Below are 24,700 nucleotides of genomic sequence, written 5' to 3' on the forward strand. Positions count from 1 at the left end.
GGTCAATTCTGAGAAAATGACTCCTCTGGATCTGCTCAGCCTGAAGGGAGAGCTGCCAAGCAAAGATGAGGAGAGAAACTATGACGAAGCACCCAGGCCTCTCCGCCTCAGCCTGGCAGGAATATCGTTCAAGGGTATGGAAAAAGTCGCTCTGATAAAACATCTCGATTTAGAGGAAACATATGAAATGCATGCCGGAGACAGAACTGCGGATTTCCAGCTGCTGGAAATCGGCGATGACCGTGTCACTATTTTTGCCTTTGGACTGAACATGAAAAGGACCCTCAGCGTGGACCCCTGGCTCTGATTGCATATTTATGATAAAATCCCGGCATGCCCATCCGCCGTAAAATCTTCCTGCTCGTGATCAGTGTGCTCTTCATCTGCAGCCTTATCCAGACCCTGGTTTTTCTTGATTACTTTTCCGGCGACAAGACCAGGTCCGGAGCGGCTAAATTCACGGAAATGGCCATGCTGATCGGAACAGCCTTCAGGAATATGCATCAGCCGGAATTCGAAAAATACTGCGGAGAACTCCTGAAAATCAGGCACACGGATGAATATGCCACAACAAAACTTTTCTTCATCAGCATCTCTCCTGCTGCATCACCCGACAGCCCTGTTCTCAGCCTGCTGGACTGGGATAAAATTTCTGTCAGGGGCGAAAACGCCGATGCAGCACAGGTAATCAGCCAGATTAAAAAGGATTATGCAAAGCGGACCACCCTGAGCATAATCAAAGTCAGGATTGAAGGCGAAAATCCCGTAGTCATTGAAATAGGCCTGGATATGATCAAGCATTACAGGCAGAAAAACTTCATCTATCTGCTCTCATTCGGGGTACTGCTGCTAGGACTGTTGTTCGGCTGGGCAGGGAGCGCTTATTTTTCGAAATATCTGAGCGCACCTTTGGAAGACCTGGCCGGGAAAATACTGGAAGTGGGCCGCGGCAACCTGGACATCAAAGCAAATGTCATGAGCACGGACGAAATTGGGATACTGGCCAGATCATTCAATCAGATGATTACAGGCCTGAAAGAAAAGGAATTTTACAAAAGCACGCTTCAGCGCTATGTTTCCAAGCAGGTGGCGGACAAAATACTCGCCAACAGGGACAGCCTGGTGTTGAAAGGCGAGAAGAGGCTGGTCACAGTGATGTTCGCCGACATCCGCGGATTCACCCCGCTTTCCGAGAAACTCGCCCCTGAAAAACTGGTGGAAACCCTTAATCAATATTTCGAGATTATAGTGGATGTAATTTTCAGATATAATGGTACCTTGGACAAGTTCATAGGCGACGCAGTGATGGCCTACTGGGGAGCTCCGATCTCCCAGGAAAACGACGTTCTGAACGCGGTCTGTGCTGCCCAGGAAATGCGGAACAGACTGCTTGAATTCAACGAAAAGAGAGCAAAAAAAGGTCTGGAACAGATCAGCCTGGGCATCGGGCTTAATACAGGTGAAGTCATCGCCGGAAACATCGGGGCTGTCAAACGTCTGGAATACACAGTAATCGGAGATGACGTGAACACCGCCCAGAGGATCGAGTCGCAGTCAAAGGGCATGGAAGTGCTGATCAGCGAAAAAACCTATGAAATCATCAGGAAACACCTGAAGGTGGAGGAAATGGAACCTGCCAGTCTTAAAGGTAAAGCCCAGCCTGTGCGGATTTTCAAAGTTCTTGGAATAATTTCCAAAACGGAGGGTAGTCGATCATGAAAAATTGCTTTCTCCCATGCCTTTTTCTCTGCCTCTCTCTTTTCCAGCATTCCGCCTTTTGCAGTGAACAGAAATCAGAACCCGGAGTGACAGCCGGAAACACTCACGAAATGAATACAGAACCTTCACCGGTAACATCCGAGGTTAAAGTCATAACCCTTCTCAAAGACAATTTTCAACTGATAAAGGATAAACCCGCACTCTCACTAGAGATTTACCTGGCGATCCTGAGAATGATGGAAAAGGATAAAACTCCTGACGCTGAAATGGAAAAGCACTGGAATGCCTTCTCTGACTTCAAGACTGCCTGGTTTACTGAAATTGCCAAAACACCCGACCAGGCTCTGTCGGATTTCAACTCTCAGCTTCTGGATCTTGACCTTCCGCAGAAAAAACTAAATCTCGGCATCAGCTGCGGACTGGATTCCTTCAGGAAAAAGCAGGAGTTTCTGAAAGTAAACCCTCTGGCCGAACTGCAGAATTCAGCCCTCTGGCAGTTAAGAGATAAACTCTATGACAGATTCCAGGCCAGAGCCAGGGAAATGAATGAGGATGACAGGCATGGATTCATTGAAGACACAAGTGCCTATCTGGACAAGTTCGGGGCACTGGCAGATGAATATAAAAACAATGCCAAGTCCTTTGAGGTATTGAAGCAGCTGGCAGCGTTCCTGAGGCTCGACTACAAGAATTTTCTGACAAGTGATCAGCTTAACCATCTGCTGCCCCTGGAAAAGCAGAGACTTTGAAGCAGTCCCGCGATGGTGCGGATTATTAACTTTCCTGATATAATTCCTGTAAAAGGATCTGCAAAATGAATCATAAATTTAACCCTTATCTATATCTTCTAAGCCTCTGCTTCTGCCTGTACTTTCTTCCAGGCTGCGGCAGTGATGTGGAGCGCAAGATCGAAGTTACGATCAAGAGTGAAGACAAGCCACCAGCCGAGACACAGGAAAAACCGGAAATTTTCAAAGATCCGCAAACATTTATTACCGACAATTCCAAACCAGGGTTTGATCAGCAGTTGGCCATGGCCGATACCAAAAAATCAAAGCCATCCCAGGCTGGAAGCTCTTCCAGTGCACCTGATCTTTCAGTTCCTGTGCAAGCTAAAGCCGACCTGCAGGCAGAAATGAAACCCGGAACTACGCTGCCTACCGAAGCATCAGGCGCGCCCCCTGGAGTCATCATGCTGCCTCCCCCCGGTCCTCCACCAGTAGTCCCTGAAATCATGGAACTCGCTCCTGTCCTCAGAGAACATCCTGAATTGTTCCGGGACATTTTTATCCAGTGCGCCAAAACACTGCAAAAAGAAGAAGTGCCTCAGGAGATTCAGGGTCAGCAATGGAAAGCCTACGAGCAATTCGAAGAAGAATTATCCATAGAAGGGTCGAACCCGGAGAAAAAACTTGGTGATTTCAGCCATCTGCTGCTTGGCCTCAGGCTGCCGCCGGACAAGCTCAAGCGCGGTATTCTGGATGGACTCTCAATCTTCAAGCGAAAAATGGAAACACTGAAATTGAATCCAGAGGCCAAGGTCCAGAACGAAACTCTCGACTGCGAGTTGAGGAACAAGCTCTACCAGAAGTTCGATGAATTTCCCGATTCCGAAGACAATCCCGAACAGGATAAACTGCGGGAATCCATTGATCAGGATTTCAAGCTGGTGGACCTGTTGCTTCTGGATTATTCAGAAAACACCCGGTCACTGGAAATTCTAAGAAATATCGCAGCCAAACTCAAAGTGGAAATCAAGGACATCCTGACCGGGGAACAGCTGAAAATCATAGATTCGATAAAATAGTCATGCCTGAAGCTGGAAAGCAGACATCAATGAAAAACAATCCGGTTCTGCCAAAACTCCATGCCGTGATTCTGGACATGGACGGAGTGCTGATTGACAGCGAAAAATGCTGGAAAAGAGCTGAACTGGTCTTTCTGGCACGCCTGATCCACGATCCGGACCGTTTCGACACTAACCGTTTCATCGGGCTCGGAATGAGGGATGTCTATTCACTCCTGGTCCGCGAGCATCTGATCAAGGTTTCAGAAGACGAATTCCGGCAAGTGTATCATGACGCAGCTGCAGTTATTTACAAGGATTGGACCTGTCTGATGCCAGGGGTGCTCGATTTCATCGGCAGCGCCAGGAAAAAAGGCCTGAAAATCGGACTGGCCTCTTCTTCCCCGCTCTCCTGGATCGAGATGGTACTGGAGAGATTTGAACTCCGCACACGATTTGACCAGATCGTCAGTTCAGACCATGTGGGAGGTGAGGCCAAACCCTCGCCCAGAGTTTATCAGCACGCCTTATCATTGCTGGGTGTCAATTCAAGCAAATCGCTGGCGATCGAAGACTCCTGCTACGGGATCATTTCCGCAAAAAAGGCTGGGCTTCATTGCCTTGGCTTCAGAAACGGCGGCAATGACCACGAGGATTTCAGCCTGGCTGACGGGGAAATTGATTCATTTGAGAATTATGAAATTTAGCATGCCCGGAAATCATTCCTTTCTGCTGCGGTCGACTGGTTTGAATAAAACATTGATTCTGCGTTACCTGGCTGGGTGCAATCATCCCGGTCTCGCTCCGCCGGCCCCGCTTAGCGGGGACCCCGCCGGCTGCGCGGTTTTAGAATTTTGACAATCAAACCTTTGCTCCCTTCGCAGGACGGAAAGATCTCCTGGTATGTCAGTATTGAAAACTCTACTTGGGTTTACGGCCGAAATATTGATAATATGTGACTTCCATCCCGCCATTGAACAGTTTCCTCTTTCTCTCAGCCACAGCCCCGAAACGGCGCTCAAAATCCCAGTCAGGAGTGATCACATATACGGACCAGCCGGTCTTTTTCCGGAAAATCCGGCCCAGGTCAAAATAGTTCTGCCTGGCATCCCTCAATTCCCCCATCCGCTCGCCATAGGGAGGATTGCAGATCACTATCCCGTATTCCCGGTCGATCCAGAGTTCGTTCAGCATTTTGCGGGTGAAATGGATGTCATCTGTCACATGAGCCCTGCGGGCATTGGCTTCTGAGACTGCGATCGCCTCGCTGTCCATGTCCGAGGCTTCAATCAACGGTTCAGACAACGGTTTGATCCGGCTGCGCGCAAGTTCACGCTCCTCCTGCCATGGTGCGGCCGGAGAACAGCCCCATTTTTCAGCCGCAAATGAGCGCAGCAATCCTGGCGCGATCTCCCGGCCGATCAAAGCGGCTTCGATCGGGATGGTGCCTGAACCGCAGAAAGGGTCCAGCAGCAGCCTGCCGGGTTCCCAGAAGGAAAGCTGCACCAGGGCGGCGGCCAGTGTTTCCTTGAGCGAGGCTTCGACTCCCTGCAGTCTGTAACCCCGCCTGTGCAAAGCTTCTCCACTCGTATCCAACAATAGGGAAGCGATATCTTTGTGGAGAGCCACCCGAATCATGTATGCAGCACCGTTCTCAGGAAAAATGCTGAGCCCGTACTTCTTCTTCAGGCTTTCCACCACTGCTTTCTTGGTGATGGCCTGGCAGTCAGGCACGCTGTGCAGGATGGATTTCACAGCTTTGCCTGTCACAGGGAATACACCATCAGCCGGGATCCAATCGCTCCAGGGAAGCGCTTTCACTCCCTCGAACAGTTCATCAAAGGTCAGAGCCTTGAATTCACCGATCTTGACATAAATCCTGTCCGCAGATCGCAAATTGAGATTGGCTCTCGCGACGGCTTTGAAATCGCCCTGAAATTCCACCATTCCGTCGCTGACCTGAAGGTCGGCAAAACCCAGCCCTTCGAGTTCCCGCTTTACTATGGCTTCCAGTCCGAAAGCGGTGGTGGCTACTAAAGACATGCTTTTCCCGTTCAAAGTGCTCCTCGATATTTTTGCAAAGACACGCTAAACTTCATTCTGAGTCCCAGAGCTGATTGTTGTAACAGTCGGTACATTATAAAATGAAGATGCTGCTTGTCAAGAAGTTGAGTCAGCGTGTTTTCAGGACTAATTCCAACAACTGCCGATAAAACATTGAATACTCATGGTATAATAAAGATAAATCCGATATAAGCTGGGAAAAGTTAAAACCGCAAAAATGTCCTTCAGGAGGAAATCATGTCCCGAATTTATTTCATTACTCTTTTCATGTTCGTTTTTATTACTGCCAACCTCTGGGCTGCTGAAAAAGACAGCAGTTCCGCAAAAGTTTCCAGCTCGGAAGTTGCCCTCAAACCTGACCACGAAAAAAATAGTGATACACAGGAAACCCGCGACAAATTGGCTCTCTGCTTCAATGACTTGAATGCCAAAGCGATGAAAAGCCTTGAATTCGAAACCAGCCTGTTTTTACTCGATTTCAAAGTCATCAAGCCTTTTGACCGGAAATTGGCCTCCAATGATGCTCCAATTTTTGAATTTGACTTTCCGGCCAGTTTCTTAGGATTCGGGTATACCAAAAACGGTGATTCCAGCAATTTCGACAGTGCCTATATTAATTTACTGTTTATTAAGATCGGGAAAAATTTCGGCGGTAAGAAAGGCGGCATTTCGAATTATGGGAAATGGAATAAAAACACCTCCAAGCCGGCTAAATTTTTCTTTTGTGTGCCTGAAATTGAATTCTCGAATGGCAACTTTTCTTTTTACAAAAAAAACAGCCTTCTAGCCGGATACAACGGAGCGGTATCTGTAGGTATAAAACATCATTGGAGCAAAAAGTCCTGGGTCTCCTGGAAATATAACTTTGATTCCAACTATCTCGATGCCATCAAAGATGCATCGAACAATTCGTTCAGGAATTCATTTGCAATGGGAATTTGTTTTTGAAAAACTGTCAAATTCCGAATTTTATTGCCTCTTAACCATGAAATATTGTAAAATAAATAAATCCCCGGCAGACGGGGTTTTTTTCTGATTTTACCGGGAGGTAACCTGTGCTCGTCAAATCCTCTTATCTGATCACCCTTGACCCGGAAAAACCATTTTTTGAAAATCCTGGGCTGCTGATTTTAGACGACCGCATCGCTGAAATCGGTTCTGCCGATAAAATGGAAGCCAAGCATCCCAAAGAGGAAGTCCTGGACCTGACCGGAAAATGCGTGCTGCCCGGGATGGTTAATATCCATACCCATTTTTACGGAGCTTTCGCCCGCGGGATCTCACTCGCCGGGAAACCGCCGGTTCTGTTCTCCCAGATCCTGGAACGCCTCTGGTGGAAGCTCGACAAAGCCCTGGATGAGAAATCCATCCGCCACAGCGCTGCGATCAGCCTGGTCGACGGAATCCGCTCAGGTGTGACTGCTTACTTCGACCATCATGCTTCCCCTAATTGCGTGGAGGAATCGCTCGACCTGATCGCAGACGAAACGGAAACTGCCGGAGTGCGGGCCTGCCTCTGCTATGAGACTTCGGACCGTGACGGCGACAAGATCGCCAGGGCCGGGATCAGGGAGAACACCAGATTCATCAAAAAATGCGGTAAAAAAAACGAACGGCTGGCAGGCCTTTTCGGACTGCATGCAGCTCTTACCCTTTCCGACGAAACACTTGCCAGAGCAGTAAAAGCGGGATCTGAATCCGGCTGCGGATTTCACATCCATGTGGCTGAAGGCATCGAAGATGTGGACGAGAGTCTGAGCCGTTATGGGAAGAGGGTAGTGGAGCGGCTCTCAAAAAACGGGATACTCACAGGGAATTCCATCTTTGCCCACTGTATCCACCTGAACGATGAAGAAAAGAGAATGCTTTCAAAAGCAGGCTGCACAGTAGCTCACAATCCTGAGTCCAACCTCAACAATGCCGTGGGATTCGCTGATGTTCTGGATCTTTTGAAACACGGTGTACATGTCGGTCTGGGTACAGACGGATTTTCCCAGGGTCTCTGGCACAGCCTGAGGGCCGCTTCACTGATGCCCAGATATCTGAAGCGCGATCCCCGCGTTTTTTACGGTGAAATCTTCAACCTTTTATTCGAAAACTCCAGGAAGGCCAGTCAGGTTTTCGGAATTCCACTGGGTATCCTGAAAAAAGGAGCAGCGGCAGACCTGATCGCCATCCCTTACTGCCCTCCCACTGACTTCAATGCAGGGAACCTATACGGTCATCTGTTTTTCGGCCTGATGGAACGGGCTGTCTCAGACGTGATCTGCGGTGGCAGGCTGCTGCTGAAAAACGGGGAACTTCTTACCCTGGATGAGCACTGCATCATGGAATCCGCCCGCAAAGCCTGTCCCGCGGTCTGGAAAAAATACAAGGGAAACTAACGAATCATCATGGTCAAACTATTCCATATCACTAAAATTTATCAGGACCGCATCAGGGCTCTGGACAATCTGAGCTGCCACATCAAGAAAGGCGAATTCGTCTTCCTGGTCGGTCCGGCTGGTGCCGGCAAGACCACGCTTCTGAAACTTCTTTTCAGAGCCGAGCGCACCTCTGAAGGCCAGATCCTGATCGACGGCCGCAATATCGAACAGCTGAAGCCTGCCCAGATTCCATATCTGCGTCGAAACATGGGTATCATTTTCCAGGATTTCAAGCTGTTCAGGAACAAGAGTATTTTCGACAATGTAGCCTTGGCTCTTAGAATTCAGGGCATCCCGGAAGATATGACGATCAGGCAGACAGAAAAAATACTCAGCATGGTCGGTTTGTCACAGAAAATGGAGCGGTACCCGGATGAACTTTCAGGGGGTGAAAAGCAGAAAGCCTGCTTTGCCAGGGCAGTGATCAATGATCCGCCGTTGCTGATCACCGACGAACCCACAGGTAATCTGGATCCGGAAGCATCCTGGGAAATCATGAAACTTCTTCTGGAATACAATATGCGGGGTTCCACTGTGATCGTCGCCACTCACGCCAGCCATCTGGTGGACAAGGTCAGAAAACGGGTGATCGCCCTGATCGATGGCAAAATCGTCAAGGACGAGGACAAGGGAGTGTACAGTTATGAAGGGCTTTAATAAGTGGCAGTATTACCTGAGAGAAGCTCGGTCCAACATGAGCTATTTTTCCCTTCTGACATTAACCTCGGTTTCCACAGTAACGGTCGTACTGACTATTCTCAGTCTTTTTCTGCTTCTATCTGAAAACCTCAAGAATCTGTCCGTAGTGCTGGAACGGGAAATCTCCATTTCCGCTTTTCTTGACACTGCGCCAAGGGAACTGTATCAGGAGATAATCGGCAAGATCAGGAGCTGGCCGGATGTCACCAGCGCGAACTTCTTGAGCAAAGAAGTGGCACTGGTCAATCTTGAACGCGAACTTTCACTTGACTCCAACAAAATCATGACCGAGTTCGGGGAGAATCCACTTCCGGACATCCTGGAAATCAAACCCGTATCCCCTGAAGTGATTCCAAGGCTCGTGGATAAAATCAGAAAAGAATTTCCCTGGCTCACTGAAATTTCCTATGGAAAAGAGCTGGTGACAAAGGTGGAAAGCCTTTCCCGCACCTTCCGATTTTTCGCCGCTCTGCTTGTCTTTTTACTCGGCACCGCTTCCCTCTTCATCATTGCCAACACCATCAAACTGACCCTCTTTTCCAGGCGGGAAGAGATCGAAATCATGCAGTTGATCGGTGCCACCAGAAACTTTATCAGCACGCCGTTCCTGATGGAGGGAATGATCCAGGGATTTCTGGGAGCAATGATTTCACTGGCTGTAAGTTATGCCGGCTATACCATGCTCGTGGGGAAAGTCAAAGCTCTGTTGCCATTCCTGCCTTTCCTCTCGGTCGATGGAGTGTTTCCACTGCTCTCAGCCAAGATTCTGGTTTTGGGTCTGTTGATCGGATTCTGTGGCAGCTTTTTTTCAATCAAGAAAAACTTTGATTACTGAAATGCGGTTATTTCTTCTTTTCTTTATTTTCAGTTTATATCCGCTCTGGGCTGATTCTGACACCACAGAAACTGAAAAGCAGAATCTCATAAACCAGATTGTCAGGATCCGTCAGCAGGAAAATGAAATCATCAACTCACTGGAAAAAATTGAGCGTGACATCAAGGTTTATGAGGAAAAAATAGCAGATAGCCAGACAGTTGTGGATTCCCTAGAACTGGAGATCAGAAAGCTGGAATCATCGGTGCTCGAAAACCGGGAAAAGCTTTCTATCCGCCGCCAGAGCTATTTCCAGTCACTCAGAAATTTTTATGTCAAGCGTGATTCCTCATACCTCAATTTTCTTTTTACCACAAACAATACGGATGAATTCCTGCGCAGATCAAAATACCTCCAGCACATCACCAAGAGAGAAGAAATCCTGCTGTATGATCTTCTGGGAAGCCTTAAAATCATCGAAGCCCAGCAAGCCACTCTGCAGGACAAAAAGGAAGAAATCGATTATCACAAGGAAAAGCTGCTCTTCGATAAGAAACAGCTGGTCCGCGCCAAGGGTGAAAAAGAGGATATCCTGTCCAGCATCAGGCGGAAACAGGAAGAACTGCAGGCCAAGTATGATGAATTTCAGCTGGGGAGCGCAAAAATCTCACAAGTGCTGAAAAACATCGATTCCTCAGGTGTTTCGAATCCCACCGGGGAAGTGGAAACTGCAGATGCCAAGCCTGTGATTCCCGCCACAGAGACCACCACAGAAGTGTCCGAAATCCTCGCAAATGGAAAAATCAGCCTGATCTGGCCGATCGGAGACATCAATTCAGTGATTGCCTTTTTCGGCACCCAGAAAAATCAGTTCAACACATCTTATTTCAACACAGGGATCAATATTGCCTGCGCCAAGGAAACCCCGGTTAAAGCAGCCGCCAACGGAAAAGTCATGTACAAAGGAGTGGTAGAAGGTTATGGGAATGTCCTGATTCTGGACCACGGCAGCGGCTTCACGACCCTGTATGCCCATCTCAAGGAAATCATGGTGGGAATAAACGAAGAGCTCAATGCTGGCGATAGTATCTCTACGATAGAGGAAAATCCCGAGCTGAAAGTCGGGGTTCTGCATTTTGAACTCCGCTGCCACGGGGAACCGCAGGACCCGCTGAAATGGCTGTAACGGAGGACCCATGAAAAAACTTCTGATAATCGCACTCTCATTCTGCATTTTGTCTGTTCACTCAGCCACTATACCCACTTCTCAGGACGATGTAGAGTTGCTGAAAGAAGCCATTCTGATCATCAAAAGCTCTTACGTGAAAGCCAATCTCAATGACCGGGAATTGATTCACGGCGCTATCAACGGGATTGTGGAAACACTCAACGATCCTTATACTAATTTTCTGTCATCAGATGAGTTCAAGGACTTGAACGACGAAACATCAGGCCAGTTCGGCGGAGTCGGCATCATAGTCACTCTGAGGGAGCAGAAAGTCACAGTGATCAGTCCGATTTTCGGATCCCCTGCCGATCAGGCAGGAATCAGGGCAGGAGACCTCATCACTGAAGTCAACGGCCAGCCCATCAAAGACGGGGAACTGAAAAAAGCCCTTCAGCTTCTGAAAGGTGAAATCGGCGAAACTGTTGAAATCGAAACCTTCACACCATCTGACAACAAATACCGTAAATCACTGCTCAACCGTGAAGTAGTTAAAAACACCAGCATCATATTTTCGGGGGTGACACCGGACAATTTCGGTTATGTCAGGATCCGCAACTTCTCCGCTTCCACAGCAGACGACCTGGAAAAAGAGATCAAAGACATGGAATCAGTACCGATCAAGGGGCTGATCCTGGACCTGCGCTCCAACGCGGGAGGACTGCTGACTGCAGGCATCAATGTCGCCGACCTGTTTCTCGAATCCGGCACGATTCTGTCCACCCGCTCCAGAGACGGTGAGAAGAATGTATACATGGCTGATGCGCAGATCTCCCACAAAGGCTATCCGATGGTTGTGCTGATCGACAGAGGATCGGCTTCGGCCGCGGAAATCGTCGCTGCTGCCCTCCACGATAATCAGAAAGCGATTCTGGTGGGTGAAAAAAGCTTTGGAAAAGGCTGTGTACAGACTGTGAAAACCCTTAGCGACGGCTCGGCACTCTCACTGACCACCGCCTGGTATTACACTCCGGCCGGAGAATGTATCCACGATAAAGGTATCAACCCTGATGTCCTGGTGGAAAATCCTGTCTTCGAAGACCAGAAGAAAGTGGATGAGATCGTAAACACACTGCGTAAAGAACAGGAGCAAAGCTATCAGGACCGCTATCAGAACAAGATTCACAGGTTTACTCCTTTCGAATACGACAATCAGCTGCTCAGGGCAGTAGATACGCTTCGCGAGTTCTGGAAATTCCAGCCCCTCTATGAAAAATTCACTCCTGCTGTGCATTAGCTTCCTGCTGGCTTTCCAGGCCGGGGCAGCTCAAGTTTCCATCGTACTTGACGATTTCGGATATCCCGGTTATCCGGCGCACAAGATATTCCTGATGAACTATCCTTTCACACTGGCGATACTCCCTTTTTCCCCGAATGCCACGAGATTCGCTCTCCAGGCCCGGAAAGCCGGTTTCGAAATCATCCTGCACCTGCCGCTCGAAGCCCTGTCCGAGATCCCAGCCGATAATTCAACCTATCTCACGGTGGAAATGCCGCCGGATCGAGTGGAGCGGGTAATCATCGACAACATGTTGAGACTGCCCGGGATAGTGGGTGTGAACAATCATCAGGGTTCACTGTTTACAGAAGATCTGGAGCGGATGACAGTACTTCTGAAAACGTTAGGCAATTACAACCTCTTTTTCATGGACAGCCTGACTTCTCCTCATTCAATCTGCAAAGAGGCAGCCAGAAAGGAAGGAGTAAAAATCCTGAAAAGGGATGTGTTTCTGGACAATACTGCAGAAGAGGAAAACATCCGGAAACAACTCCAGGAATTGTTCTGCAAGGCGGAAAAGAATGGCTCAGCCATAGGTATCGGTCATGCCCGTGCCAAAACACTCGACTATCTGGAGAAACTTCTTCCCGAGATACTCGATGAATATCCTGATATCCAGATAGTGCCGCTTTCCAGAATCTACCAGGATTCAAAGCGGTTTTAATTGTCTTTTCCAGGGAAACAGGGCATAATTCCATCATGAGCAGGCTGCTCTCATTCTTTTTCCTGCTGATACTCTGCTGCCCGCTGTTTGCGGATGAAGAGGAATATCCGAATCGCAGTTATATCAGGTATGTCCGAGGTGACGTGCGGGTTAAGCTGTTCGAAGGTCCGGGAGTGAAAGCCACCTGCGAACTGGAACTGTCGGTCGGGGACAGGGTCAGGTCTGGAACCAACTCGATTGCCGAAATCGTTCTCGCCGGCACGGCTTTGATCAGGGTCAGAGCGGATTCAGAATTCGTAATTCCGCAGAATTCAGTCAACACAAAAGAAAAAGTCTCATTCATCCAGATGCTTGCCGGCACTTTATGGGCTAGGGCTAAGCAGGGAAACGACTCTCTCAAGATAGCCACTCCCAACGCCATCTGCGGTGTGCGGGGTACTGAATTCATTTTGGAGGCTACTGCCAACAGCACCCGCCTGACAGTCTGCCAGGGCGAAGTGGCTTTCGTTCCCCTGACAGATGGATTCCAGACTCAAGCTATTTCAGTGAAAACCGGAAAGCGTCTTACTTACATTCCTAAACCCGGAAAACCAGGCACAGTGGAAACTATGCTTCTGGAAAAACCCCTGAAATCGTATTATGATGCTTTAAAAAAAGCGGAAATGAATTCAGGTGACAAAACAATCGGAGAAAAATCGAGCATCAAGATTCAGGACTTTTCTGGTGAAATGGAAAAAATTGAGAAGCAATTCCAGGATGGATTCAAAGACCATCTTTCCGATGAAAAAGAAGGTCAGGAGCCGCTGGATAAATTAGAGAAGTTAAAGTCCATTCCCTCAGGTGCAGTAAAAACTGAGAATCCAGCTTTGAAAACAGATCCGGATCTTACCCCGCATAAACCAGGCCAGCCGGACAGCGATAAGCCAAACCCGCCGAATCACGATAAACCGAGCCTGCCGAATCACGATAAACCGAGCCTGCCGAATCACGATAAACCGAACCCAAAACCCAATGATGTTCCAAAGCCTGATGTCTTACCCCTGCCTAAAGAAAATAAATAAAAAGTGCAGGTCACTGGTTAACAAATGTAATATTATCACACTTGACAACTTTACTGTGTTTGGTTAATTTAAACCGAGCAATAATCTGAAATAAGGCAGTCTGCATGGAGAAAAGACGGATACTGGCAATCGATGACGATCTGACAGTATTGAAGTTTATCGAATCAGCGCTGAGGAGTGCTTATGAGATCAGCACGCTCAGTTTCTGTCATGATATTCAAAACACCCTGGAATCATTCAGACCAGACCTGCTCCTTCTTGACCTTAAACTCCCCAACAATGACGGTTATGAACTCTGCCAGCAGATCAGGGAATACCGTAACTTTGATTCGATTCCCGTGATTCTGATGACCGGAGTAGACCTCAACGCCATCCGCAACAACTACAGCAAAGTGGGAGCTTCGGACTATCTCCTCAAACCGTTCGACGCTGACTCGCTCATCAGTAAGATCAGCTCCACTTTCAATTCAGTTAATTGATTTTATCCCCGGCTGCTAATAGAATAATGTCAGTGGTCAGCCACTGGGGGTTTTCATGAATTCAATCCTGCTCACAGGACACGATCTTGATTTAGCAAGCGCTTCAGCGGTAGTTTTTTCAGGCGCAAAAGTCCGCTTCTGCCCGCAGGCTTTGAAAAAAGTCACTAAATGCGCGGAAATCGTAGCTGATTTTGTCTCAGATAACCAGGTGATATATGGAATTACCACCGGCTTCGGCAGCCTGAAAAACATCGCAATCCCGGCCGATAAAACCGAGGAACTGCAGAAAAATCTGATCCGTTCCCATTCCTGCGGATGGGGAGAACCACTATCTGAAGACCTGGTGCGGGGCATGCTGCTGCTGCGCATTAATGCCCTGCTGCAGGGATATTCCGGAATCAGGGTGAATTCCCTGAAACTGATGGAGCAGTTTCTGAATCTGCATCTCTATCCTTATATTCCTTCCAGAGGATCGGTCGGTGCCAGCGGGGATCTCTGCCCGCTTTCACATCTAGCCCTTTCACTGATCGGGGAAGGAGAATTTCTGGATCGCGGCAGCCGTGTACCAGCCCTGCAGATCCTCTCAAAACACGGCTTGGAACCCTTGTCATTGCATGCCAAGGAAGGTCTCGCACTGATCAACGGCACTCAACTCATGTCTGCCATGGCGCTCAAAATTACCAGCGAACTGACCCGGCTTCTGAATCTCTCTTGCCTCTCTGCTGCGATGTCTCTGGAAGCACTGCTTGGCACAAGGGCGGCTTTCAGACCGGAACTCCAGAAACTCCGTCCTCATCCCGGACAGAAGAGGATAGCGGAACTGATTTACTCGATCACGGATGACAGTCCGATCATCAACTCTCACAAAAACTGCGGCAGCGTGCAGGACGCCTATTCACTGCGCTGCATCCCTCAAGTGCTGGGTGCTGTCTGCGACACATTAACCCATGCCTGTAGAGTGCTTTCAATCGAAATGAATTCCGTCACTGATAATCCCATCATCCTGAATCCAAAAGAAGTTATCTCAGGGGGAAATTTCCATGGCGAACCGATCGCCATGATCCTTGATTTTCTGGCAATCGCGATTACGGAATTGGGGAGCATCGCTGAACGGAGAATCGAACGTCTGGTGAATGAACAGCTTAACTGCCACCTGCCGGCTTTTCTGGTTTCGGAAAGCGGCGCCAATTCCGGCTTTATGATTGTCCAGTATCTGGCCGCAGCACTTGTTTCAGAGTGCAAAGCTCTCAGCCACCCTGGTTCGGTCGATTCCATCCCCACTTCGGGGAACCAGGAAGATCATGTCAGTATGGGGCCTGTGTCCGGATTCAAAGCACTCTCCATTCTGGACAAGGTAAAAACAGTGGTCACTCTGGAATTTCTTACGGCAGCCCAGGCACTGGACTTCTGCAAACCGGCTTCTTCTCCGGTGATCAGGAAAGCCCGTAAACTGATCCGTTCCGAAATCGATTTCATGGCCCGTGACCGGGCGATTTATAAAGATATTGAGAAGCTGCGTCCGCTTGTCGCAGGGGACGAACTTCTGAAAATTCTTAGAAGGGGGAAACTGCCATTAATAGAATAATCCGAGCGCCGAGAGGCACGACACTGAACTGCAAAGGCTGGCATCAGGAAGCAGCCCTGCGCATGCTCTGCAACAACCTGGACCCTGATGTGGCTGAAAAACCGGAAGACCTGATCGTATACGGAGGTTCAGGCAAAGCCGCCCGCAACTGGGCCTGTTTCGATAAAATAGTGGAAACTCTTAAAACCCTGGAATCCGATGAAACATTGCTTGTGCAATCCGGCAAACCGGTCGGGGTTTTCAAAACCCATTCCTTCGCCCCCCGCGTCCTGATCGCCAATTCCATGCTGGTGCCGCACTGGGCCAACTGGGAGAAATTCCGGGAACTGGAACGGCTTGGCCTGATCATGTATGGGCAGATGACAGCCGGGTCCTGGATCTACATCGGCACCCAGGGAATTCTGCAGGGAACCTATGAAACTTTCGTGGCAGCGGGAAAAAAACATTACAACGGAGATCTGCGGGGCAGGCTGATCGTTTCGGGCGGGATCGGGGGAATGAGCGGAGCTCAACCGCTTGCTGCCACCATGGCCGAAGCGGTCTTTCTGGGCGCAGAAGTCGATAAATCAAGGATCCTCAAGCGGATTCAGACCGGATATCTGGACCGCTGGTCCGAAAACCTGGACGAGGCCATCCGGATGGCGCAGGACGCCATGGAAAAGAAGCAGGCAGTCTCCATCGGCTGGCAGGGCAACATCGTGACACTGCTCGAGGAACTCAAAAAACGGAAACTGATCCCGCACATCCTCACTGACCAGACCTCTGCCCATGACGAACTGAACGGCTATGTGCCTGACGGGATGCCGCATGCTGAAGCCATTAAATTGAGAAAATCAGACCCGCAGGAATACATCAGGCGCTCATACGATACAATGGCACGGCACGTCAGGCTGATGCTGGAACTGATGAAAAAAGGAGCCGTTACATTTGATTACGGCAACAATCTGCGGGCACAGGCGCAGAAGAATGGAGTGAAAAACGCCTTCGATTTTCCCGGATTCGTGCCTGCATATATCCGCGACCTTTTCTGTGAAGGCAAAGGCCCCTTCCGCTGGTGCACCCTGTCCGGAGACCCGGAAGACCTTTACAAAACCGACCAGGCAGTGCTTGACGAATTCCCTGAAGACAAAGCTCTGGGGCGCTGGATCAGGCTGGCACGCGAAAAAGTGAAATTCCAGGGTCTGCCCTGCCGCATCTGCTGGCTGGGATACAGGGAACGCGACAGAATGGGTCTCAGATTCAACAAAATGGTCCGCAAAGGCATACTCAAAGCCCCTGTAGTGATCGGCCGCGACCATCTCGATGCAGGCTCAGTCGCTTCCCCGTACCGCGAAACTGAGAGCATGAAAGACGGATCAGACGCCATTGCAGACTGGCCGGTGCTGAATCTGATGCTGAACGCGGTCTCAGGCGCGAGCTGGGTCTCATTCCATCACGGCGGCGGAGTGGGGATCGGCTATTCCCTGCATGCAGGAATGGTAGTGGTCGCTGACGGCACCCGCGAGGCGGACAAACGGCTGCGCCTGGTTCTGACCAACGACCCAGGCACAGGTGTGATGCGCCACGCTGATGCCGGCTATGAAAAAGCGATCAGAATCGCCAAAGAGCGGGATTTAAGGATCCCGATGCTGGAGTAAAAGTAACACACTGTTCACATCTCCAGGTCCCCGAACAGCCATTTGGAAACAAAAAATGTGAAGGCCAGGTATAGAGCCGCATAAATCAGCGCAAACACTATCGGCAGAAGCGGCAGCGGTATCTGTAAAAAGAAAGAGAACAGCAGGAAAATCCAGAACGAGCAGAAAAAGATCCAGATGTGCTTTTTCAGCTGTCCTTTCTGCTTCAGTTCGTCCAGTTTCTGTCTTTTAATGAATCTGTATCCGATTTTTTTCAATTCCGGGGCCTCGGGGTGTTTCTCCTCCAGACGTGAGAAGTAAAAATGCGCCCGTTTGAGATATCCCTCTGCCTTTTCCGGTATTGCTTCGGCTTTGGCCCTGTTGATGAAGACGATGCCTGCCTTGTAGAATGCCTGGGCAGATTCCACAGGCGGCATTTCGAGAGTGCATAACCATTCCAGGAGTTCGAGAGCCAGCTCAAAATCACCGTTTTTTTCAGATTCTTCTGCCTGCTCACGCAGACTTTTCAGAGCCTCGGCCGTCTTTTCCGGAGAAGTCGCAGGATCTGCCACGATTTTTTTCATCAAAGAGACGGCTTTTTTCAGGAATCCCTGCCTGGAGTAATTCTTCGAGAGCTGCAAGTATATTTCTTCCCTGGGAAGTCCGACTGCCCTGAATTCTTCCTCCCTGGCATCATAGATTGAGAGCATTTCAGTCAGGATTCTGGTGACTCGTTCGTAATCCTGGGATTCAGCCACAATTTTCAGGCGTAAAGTTCCCATCAGGACTTGCCATTTTTTCTGATTCTGTTCCCGGATATTATCCAGCAGCAGAGTGCCGGTCTGAAAATCTCCTCTTCCGATGTAAGTATCAATGATCGCCAGGGTCAGAAAACTGCGCAGGTTGAACCTGTCGTTGGAAAAGCAAAGCACCAGATCTGTGACAGCCCCCAGGGAACGCTGGGAAAACTCCTTGAATGCATCGGCAAAAAGGGGGAGAACGCTGAAAAAGTAACCGGAATTCTTGCTGATTTGAAAGTCCATCTCCCAGAAACTTTTGAAGATCTTCTTCTCCTGGTCTGTGAAACGGGAAAAGTACTCCGCTTCCCCGCTCCCGAGATGCAGGATCCTCCGAGACAATTCCAGGATCATCTCAGGTACGAATCCGCAGAGTTTCTCTTTTTCCATTACTTCAATAAATTTCTGCCATTTTTTTTCACTCATGAGGTTTTTTCCGAAAAATATTTTTCAATCCTCTCAAAAGTCAGAAACCATACCAGCAGTGTAAGAATGTAATCGAACCACAGGAAAGAATTGTAAACAAGGGAATAAACCAGGGGAGCTTTTCCCGGCGGAGTGTACTGCGAAAAAAAAACTACACCTGAAACCACGTGAGAAAGATATCTGGCGGCAAAAACCAGCGTAATCCCCAGTACTTTCATGGCGACCGATCTATCCCTGAAAAAACCGACCAGACCCACCAGACCGAAAGCCAGAGGATAATCCAGGATCAGCTGCACAGGATGGACGACGAACCCTTTGGAAAGCCCTGCATAAGCATTCAGAAGCCCGAGCAGCAGCCCGGTCAGAACTCCGAATCTCGCTCCGAACAACAGGCTCATCCAGATCAGGGGAAGCATTTCCAGCGAAATCGATCCACCCTGGGGCAGTTCGAAAATCTTCAGATAACCAAGAACCAGAGCCAGGCTGGCAGTCAATGAAATATAGATCAATTCCCTGGTCTTTCTCACGCTGGATCCCATGGCAGCGGGAGTTATGGTGTGATTACGGTAGTAAGGTATTCCCTGATGTCCCGTTCCACATATATATTGCCGTCACAGGATGATTTCAAGACCGTGTGGTCCGTGACAACGGTAATCTGGTTCTTCTTGAGTACTTCAAGGGCTTTGCCTGGGTCTGTGAAATCGAATACTGCCAGTACCCTGCAAGGAAGGTAAGTCAGAGTGGTATAAACATATTCAATATTGATCTCTGCTTCGGAGAGCAGCTTCAGTACCCTGGCAAGCTCTCCAGGTTTATCTTCAACATCTATGATGATCACTTCATTTTCCACGAATTCGATCTTCCGGTCCCGCAATACCAGCTTGGCGTCATCCAGATTCATGGAAATGAGTTTGACCTTGGTTTTGTCCTTACCATACATTGTGCAGGTTACCGCTTTCAGGTCAATCCCCTGATCGGAAAGTGCCGAAACCACCTTGTACAGTTGTCCTGGCATATTTTTAAGAGTTACAACAAGTTCTTTGATCAGCATAAGACTCCTCCAACAATTTACTGGCCTCATTTTATCAAGAGCCAGGTTCAAGTTCAAATGTTAATATCTTGTGATTCTGAATCTGCCTAAGCCTGGCACATCCAGATCCACTCTTTCCGGGACAGGCGGCTCTGCACTGGAAAAAAGGATTGAACCTTTCGCATCCGGCGGAAATACTCCCGGAATGTTCAAATCCGGTTTCAGTTCAACTCCATGCCCGTTTTTAGACCGGATGACCTTTATCTCCCGGAACTGATTTCCGATTATCACAGGCAGGGTGATCTGGAGAATGGATTCTTTGGAGAAGCATCGCATCCGGTAAAGCAGAGACAGGGGATCATCAACCTCTCCGGTCTTGTAAAAATTTGTGAGGCGCAAGGATTTATAGCCTTCCACGCAATATCCCCGGTCTTCGAAGCAGGCGTATTTTTTATACATTTCGCTCTCTGGCTCGACCAGGAAATAGAGCGAAAAAAAATTATTGACCTGTCTGATCACGAAATATTCGCTGATTTTTTTAAATCTTACCTTCTGACTGTATTCAATTGTACGCAGAGTTCTGGGATCATAAACGCTGTGGCAGGAGATCCTGAAGGGTACCAGCAGGTCTGCCAGACCGCGGCTTTCAGCCGCCAGCGTAATCTCCAGAGTCTGGCCGGACTGAAAAGTGACTGTCGCTACTCCGACTGAAAGTCCGAAACTGTATATTCTGTAACTGAATTCTTCAAAATTTATAAAAATCGGGGTTTCCGCGGCCCTGAGAGCCGAAAAAACCCCGATCAATGCTGTCAGTAAATATAATCTGATCAATTCTGCCAGAGAATCTTATATACCTTTAAAAGTTCCAGAGCTTTCTGCAGCTGATAATCCTTCTCAAGGTCGATGATCTTCACCTCATCAGTTTTTCCATTAGATTCAGTGCCGACTTCTGAAGTTTGTGGCTTAGGTTGTTTTGGTTCAATTTTATTTTCAACCGTCTCTTTCTGGTTGTTAACGGATTTGACCTCAGCCGTGGCCCCGACTTCACCGGTTCCGTTCATCTCTGCCAGCATTTTTTCCATCAGATCCCCTGGAGCTTTGAAAGGAATTTCAATGTCCGGTTTGATGCCCATCTTGTCAATGCAGACTCCGCTCGGGGTAAAATATTTTGCGATCGTGACTTTCATGGACGAACCATCACTCAGATTGAAGATGTTCTGGACAGAACCTTTTCCATAACTCTTCATCCCGAGCAGGATTGCGCGGTTATTATCTCTTAAAGCTCCGGCTACGATCTCCGAACCTGAAGCGGAGCCCTGGTTGATCAGCACGATCATGGGTGTTTTCGGTATCACCGGATCCTCATCGTTGAGATAGCGTTCACTGATGGATTCCATGCGCCCTTTGGTATAAACCACAAGTTTTCCCTTTTCCAGGAAAAAGTCGCTGATTTTCACTGCTTCGGACAACAGGCCGCCTGGATTGTTGCGCAAATCCATGATCATGGCGACCGGGTTCTGGCTTTTCAATTTCAAAAGTTCTTCTTTGCATTCGTTGGCAGTGTCGCCGTTGAAGCTGGAAATCCTGAAGTAAGCGTATTTATCCTCGATCATGGTGGATTTGACTGTCTTGAGCTTGATTTCTTCCCGGGTCAGCTCAACTTCGAAAGGATCCTTGACTTCGTCCCTCTGGATGGTCAGGCGAACCTTCGTTCCGAGAGGACCCCTGATCTTATCGGCGATCACGTCCATCTCAATTCCTTTGGTCACTTCCCCATCCACTTTCATGATCCGGTCAAGCGGTTTCAGCCCGGCTTTAAATGCCGGAGTATCTTCAAATGGGGAAACCACGATCAACTGATTGTCGCGCATCCCGATCACGATTCCGACTCCACCGTATTTACCCTGCAGCTGCATCTTCATTTCCTTGCTGGCTTCCTTTTCCATGAATGTGGTATATGGATCAAGTTTTTCCATGTAATTGGAAAGCAGATCATGCACCATTTTCTGGGACGGCACAGCATCATAATAATAATCATGCAGGTAGCGGACACCTTCGTTGAGAATATACAGGTCACGCATCAGGTTGTCTGTTTCCTTGGTGTCTTTCTTGTCTGACGGACCGGCTGGGGGAATGTCGGCGGCAAAGATCATGAAGCTTCCCGCGAAAAGACCGGTCAATATCCATAAAATCGATGTCTTCTTCAATTTGCTCTCCTCGGATCTTTTTCAGTAATTCTACTTACAGCAGGAATAAATATCAATTAAAAAAGGGGATCTTTCGATCCCCTTTACGCTTTTGTTCCGCTAACTTCTAACCTTCTACCTGCTGGACGATGTGCGGAGTGATCAGGAAGATCAATTCAGTGGAATTCTTTTTTTTCGTTGTGTCAGAGAAAAAAGTCTTAAGGATCGGAATATCACCCAGAATCGGTATTGCTGCCACTGAGTTGTCTTCTATCTGCTGAATCAAACCGCCGATCAGAATCTCTTCTCCGTCCTTGACCTTGACTGTGGTCTTCGCTATCCGCTTGTTGATGGACGGATAGGGATAGGATTCAGTCTGCCCTGGCAGTGTGGTCCAGACTGCCTTGGAAACCTGCGGTTCAACATCCATGGTGATCCAGCCCTCATCATTGATGCGCGGGGTGATCTTCAGGATTACACCGACATCCTTTTCCTGGGGTGGCTGGGTGGGGCCGCCGGTATAAATGACCTGGTCGCCGATCTGCACCTGGGCTTCCTTACCGTTCATGGCCATGATCTTAGGATTGGATAGGATCTTGCCATTGCCCGTCGATTCTGCTGCAGCGAGGCTTGATTCGAAGTAAGTGGCCGGCCTGAAGAATGTTCCCAGGGCAAATGGATCCATTTCTCCGGAGACCAGCTTGTTTGAAAAATCCTGGTTCTCAGTCGACTTGCGGCCATGTTCCTGCAGGCTGAATATTTTCCCGTTGGCCTCTTTACCAGCTGCGCCGTTTCCCCAGGCCCATTTCATTCCAAGTTCATGGGAGCCGGAGGTCGTGATTTCCACGATCTTGGCTTCGATCATCACCTGATGAACCGGAACATCGATGCTCTTGATCAATTCGTCGATCTTGTCCAGGGCGTTCTGGTTCCCGGAAACTACTACTGCATTGACACGCTGGTCGGTGCTGACTTCGATCGGCACCTCGGCCTTCTTGAAAATACCGCTGATGACCTTGGCTACAGACTCGCATTCGGCATAATTCAACTTATAAGTCCGGTTGAGTCCCACGTCGAATCCTTCGGCCAGCTTCGTAGCCGGGCCTATCACATAGGTGTTGTCGATTTTCCGAACGACGTACCCGTTGGTTTTGGCGACCAGTTCCAGAGCTCTTTCATAATAGACATCCTTCAAAGCCAGGGTGATCTTGCCTGAGACCGACTTTTCAGTGATAATGTTCGAACCGGTGGATTTGGCGATGGCCTTCACCACGTCCTTGATATCAGTACTGCTGAAAGTGAAACTCACATAGTCCTGCACGGCGAATGCCGGCTGGATCAAGAAAAACACGCCCAAGAAGAACAATAATCTTTTTCCTTTCATATACACCTCCAAATTTTTAGTCGGCTACAGTAATGGTTCGTCTCATATTCAGGCCATAAGCAAATATCGTGACTTTGTCTTCACCTATCTCCACGACGCTGAAATCCGGTGTCTTTTCGCCCTCGCTCAGTTCGTACTGTTCGTTTTTATCCATATTTTCGATCAGGGCGATCTTCACATCTCCATTGACCACGATGCCGATCAGCCTAAGCCTCAGTGGTTTCGGAGCTTCCTGGCCGCGGGCGACTGTGGCTTCTATCTTGGGAGGCTTCGGAGGTTTAATGAGAGTCTCGAACGGATTCAGAATGCCGCCGTCTTCGGCGGGATCATCGTTAAAATATTTCACTCTGTTGTTGTCTACCAGGTAGTCTTCGGTATCTTCCGGCTTCTTGGAACTGTCACCGATATCAGGCAGTGCCGGTGCTTCTTCGCCGGTGGCAGCTTCAGCGCCTTCCGCTCCAGGAGCGGCTTCTTCGCCAGGAACGCCAAGTTCTTCGTCCGCAGCACCTGGAGCTTTTGGCTGTTCAGCAGCGGGGGCTGCAGGACCTGCAGGAGCATTGGAAGGAGTTGCCGGAGCGGCAGGAGCACTGGGGGGAGTAGCTGGAGCTGCCGAAGGTACCTCTCCGGTACCGGAAGGGCTTGCCGGAGGTACTGCCGGGGTCACCTCACCCGTGACTGGCGCGGTACTCCCTGCGGCACCACCGCCTCCCAGGAGATCGTCCAGTTCATCCGCGGCCAGACAATAGCCGCCGACGAACAGGCAAATCAATATCACTGCGCCACTCTTCCACCGTTTTTTATTATGCATAAATCCTCCCTGCATCTTCATCGTCACAATACCTGCTCAGCCCCGCCGGTATCAAGCGGAGTGAACTTGTATGCATGGAAATTGAAAGTCAACTGGATCATGGTCTTAGTCTTGAACTGCGTGAGTCCTTCATAACCAGGGGTGCCGAAATTGAATCCAGCAGTCTGGTCTCCGCCTGTAGCGTTCAAAGTTACTTCACCCTTGCGGGCCACGACCAGCTTGAAGTTTTCAAGCCTAGCCACAAATCTTCCCAGGCAGTGAAATTCTCCGGTTATATTGACGGAAATCGGCATATCGGTATATGCTTCCATCTCCACCAGATTGTCAAACTTGATATCCTTGAATTCTACTTTGGCCTGCTTGGCATATTCCTCGATCTTGTTCAGGATCACCGGAACCTTGATCTCTGTCTGGATCTTCTTAGCGAGTTCCATCATCTTCTTATTGATCTCTTCGAGGCGTACTCTGGCTTGTTTGATCTGCTCGTCGATATCCTTGGCCTTTTCCAGTTCTTCCTTGATCTTCTGGATGTCGGCCCTCAATATGTCCCGCTCAGCCACATATTCCTTGTAGTTTTTGAAATAGAAGGTACTGACCATTCCTACCAGGATCAGGAGGAACAAGGTAAAAATCAGCGATTTTTCTCCCATAT

General features: G+C 49.0%; 25 protein-coding genes. 16 read left to right on the plus strand and 9 right to left on the minus strand.

The window, feature by feature from the left end:
- The 5 genes from PHW04_15300 to PHW04_15320 form a co-directional block, all read left to right on the plus strand.
- On the plus strand, positions 1–307 hold a 307-nt coding region (locus PHW04_15300; GenBank protein ID MDD2717254.1), incomplete at its 5' end, for a hypothetical protein.
- Between the two features lie 26 nt (positions 308–333).
- On the plus strand, positions 334–1,719 hold the full coding sequence (locus PHW04_15305) for an adenylate/guanylate cyclase domain-containing protein (GenBank protein MDD2717255.1): 1,386 nt from the start codon (positions 334–336) through the stop codon (positions 1,717–1,719).
- Positions 1,716–2,468: a hypothetical protein gene (locus PHW04_15310; GenBank protein ID MDD2717256.1), complete on the plus strand. Its 753-nt coding sequence runs from the start codon at positions 1,716–1,718 to the stop codon at positions 2,466–2,468. Before PHW04_15305 ends, PHW04_15310 begins: the two co-directional genes overlap by 4 nt.
- A 65-nt stretch (positions 2,469–2,533) precedes the next feature.
- The gene (locus tag PHW04_15315; GenBank protein ID MDD2717257.1) at positions 2,534–3,526 is read left to right on the plus strand and encodes a hypothetical protein; all 993 of its coding nucleotides are present in this window, start codon (positions 2,534–2,536) and stop codon (positions 3,524–3,526) included.
- A 2-nt stretch (positions 3,527–3,528) separates the two neighbouring features.
- Positions 3,529–4,212, plus strand: coding sequence for an HAD family phosphatase (locus PHW04_15320; GenBank protein MDD2717258.1), 684 nt, complete (start codon positions 3,529–3,531; stop codon positions 4,210–4,212).
- Between the two features lie 214 nt (positions 4,213–4,426).
- On the opposite strand, the gene PHW04_15325 is transcribed toward PHW04_15320, so the two are convergent.
- Positions 4,427–5,548: a class I SAM-dependent RNA methyltransferase gene (locus PHW04_15325; protein MDD2717259.1), complete on the minus strand. Its 1,122-nt coding sequence runs from the start codon at positions 5,546–5,548 to the stop codon at positions 4,427–4,429.
- A 258-nt stretch (positions 5,549–5,806) separates the two neighbouring features.
- Between PHW04_15325 and PHW04_15330 the strand changes: the two genes are divergently transcribed.
- The 11 genes from PHW04_15330 to hutU all read left to right on the plus strand — a co-directional run bounded on the left by PHW04_15330 (position 5,807) and on the right by hutU (position 17,438).
- The gene (locus PHW04_15330; protein ID MDD2717260.1) at positions 5,807–6,517 is read left to right on the plus strand and encodes a hypothetical protein; all 711 of its coding nucleotides are present in this window, start codon (positions 5,807–5,809) and stop codon (positions 6,515–6,517) included.
- Between the two features lie 107 nt (positions 6,518–6,624).
- Positions 6,625–7,953 (plus strand): putative aminohydrolase SsnA, encoded by a 1,329-nt coding sequence (gene ssnA, locus PHW04_15335; GenBank protein ID MDD2717261.1) that lies wholly within the window; start codon positions 6,625–6,627, stop codon positions 7,951–7,953.
- A gap of 9 nt (positions 7,954–7,962) precedes the next feature.
- On the plus strand, positions 7,963–8,652 hold the full coding sequence (ftsE, locus tag PHW04_15340; protein ID MDD2717262.1) for a cell division ATP-binding protein FtsE: 690 nt from the start codon (positions 7,963–7,965) through the stop codon (positions 8,650–8,652).
- Positions 8,639–9,529: a permease-like cell division protein FtsX gene (ftsX, locus tag PHW04_15345; GenBank protein MDD2717263.1), complete on the plus strand. Its 891-nt coding sequence runs from the start codon at positions 8,639–8,641 to the stop codon at positions 9,527–9,529. The genes ftsE and ftsX overlap by 14 nt, the downstream gene beginning before the upstream one ends.
- Before the next feature lies 1 nt (position 9,530).
- Positions 9,531–10,694, plus strand: a complete 1,164-nt coding sequence (locus PHW04_15350; protein ID MDD2717264.1) for a peptidoglycan DD-metalloendopeptidase family protein — start codon at positions 9,531–9,533, stop codon at positions 10,692–10,694.
- A 10-nt stretch (positions 10,695–10,704) separates the two neighbouring features.
- The gene (locus tag PHW04_15355) at positions 10,705–11,970 is read left to right on the plus strand and encodes a S41 family peptidase (GenBank protein ID MDD2717265.1); all 1,266 of its coding nucleotides are present in this window, start codon (positions 10,705–10,707) and stop codon (positions 11,968–11,970) included.
- Positions 11,942–12,676: a divergent polysaccharide deacetylase family protein gene (locus PHW04_15360; protein ID MDD2717266.1), complete on the plus strand. Its 735-nt coding sequence runs from the start codon at positions 11,942–11,944 to the stop codon at positions 12,674–12,676. Before PHW04_15355 ends, PHW04_15360 begins: the two co-directional genes overlap by 29 nt.
- Before the next feature lie 35 nt (positions 12,677–12,711).
- Complete coding sequence (locus PHW04_15365; GenBank protein ID MDD2717267.1) at positions 12,712–13,737, plus strand: FecR family protein; 1,026 nt, start codon at positions 12,712–12,714, stop codon at positions 13,735–13,737.
- A gap of 104 nt (positions 13,738–13,841) precedes the next feature.
- Positions 13,842–14,216, plus strand: a complete 375-nt coding sequence (locus PHW04_15370; GenBank protein MDD2717268.1) for a response regulator — start codon at positions 13,842–13,844, stop codon at positions 14,214–14,216.
- A gap of 55 nt (positions 14,217–14,271) precedes the next feature.
- The gene (gene hutH, locus PHW04_15375; protein ID MDD2717269.1) at positions 14,272–15,801 is read left to right on the plus strand and encodes a histidine ammonia-lyase; all 1,530 of its coding nucleotides are present in this window, start codon (positions 14,272–14,274) and stop codon (positions 15,799–15,801) included.
- Positions 15,789–17,438 carry a urocanate hydratase gene (gene hutU / locus PHW04_15380; protein MDD2717270.1) on the plus strand — a complete coding sequence of 550 codons (1,650 nt, stop codon included), beginning with the start codon at positions 15,789–15,791 and terminating at the stop codon, positions 17,436–17,438. The genes hutH and hutU overlap by 13 nt, the downstream gene beginning before the upstream one ends.
- Before the next feature lie 14 nt (positions 17,439–17,452).
- Here hutU and PHW04_15385 read toward each other — a convergent pair whose 3' ends face one another.
- The 8 genes from PHW04_15385 to pilO all read right to left on the minus strand — a co-directional run bounded on the left by PHW04_15385 (position 17,453) and on the right by pilO (position 24,698).
- Positions 17,453–18,640, minus strand: coding sequence for a hypothetical protein (locus PHW04_15385; GenBank protein ID MDD2717271.1), 1,188 nt, complete (start codon positions 18,638–18,640; stop codon positions 17,453–17,455).
- The gene (gene thiT / locus PHW04_15390; protein MDD2717272.1) at positions 18,637–19,179 is read right to left on the minus strand and encodes an energy-coupled thiamine transporter ThiT; all 543 of its coding nucleotides are present in this window, start codon (positions 19,177–19,179) and stop codon (positions 18,637–18,639) included. The genes PHW04_15385 and thiT overlap by 4 nt, the downstream gene beginning before the upstream one ends.
- An 11-nt stretch (positions 19,180–19,190) precedes the next feature.
- Positions 19,191–19,691 (minus strand): ACT domain-containing protein, encoded by a 501-nt coding sequence (locus tag PHW04_15395; protein ID MDD2717273.1) that lies wholly within the window; start codon positions 19,689–19,691, stop codon positions 19,191–19,193.
- Between the two features lie 60 nt (positions 19,692–19,751).
- The gene (locus PHW04_15400; GenBank protein ID MDD2717274.1) at positions 19,752–20,501 is read right to left on the minus strand and encodes a DUF3108 domain-containing protein; all 750 of its coding nucleotides are present in this window, start codon (positions 20,499–20,501) and stop codon (positions 19,752–19,754) included.
- On the minus strand, positions 20,498–21,877 hold the full coding sequence (locus PHW04_15405) for a S41 family peptidase (protein MDD2717275.1): 1,380 nt from the start codon (positions 21,875–21,877) through the stop codon (positions 20,498–20,500). The genes PHW04_15400 and PHW04_15405 overlap by 4 nt, the downstream gene beginning before the upstream one ends.
- 106 nt (positions 21,878–21,983) lie before the next feature.
- On the minus strand, positions 21,984–23,240 hold the full coding sequence (locus tag PHW04_15410; protein MDD2717276.1) for a secretin N-terminal domain-containing protein: 1,257 nt from the start codon (positions 23,238–23,240) through the stop codon (positions 21,984–21,986).
- A 16-nt stretch (positions 23,241–23,256) separates the two neighbouring features.
- Positions 23,257–24,048 carry a hypothetical protein gene (locus tag PHW04_15415; GenBank protein MDD2717277.1) on the minus strand — a complete coding sequence of 264 codons (792 nt, stop codon included), beginning with the start codon at positions 24,046–24,048 and terminating at the stop codon, positions 23,257–23,259.
- Between the two features lie 23 nt (positions 24,049–24,071).
- Positions 24,072–24,698 carry a type 4a pilus biogenesis protein PilO gene (gene pilO, locus PHW04_15420; protein ID MDD2717278.1) on the minus strand — a complete coding sequence of 209 codons (627 nt, stop codon included), beginning with the start codon at positions 24,696–24,698 and terminating at the stop codon, positions 24,072–24,074.
- Positions 24,699–24,700 lie beyond the last annotated feature (2 nt).

It is taken from the genome of Candidatus Wallbacteria bacterium (genome assembly GCA_028687545.1).
Classification (GTDB): Bacteria; Muiribacteriota; JAQTZZ01; order JAQTZZ01; family JAQTZZ01; genus JAQTZZ01.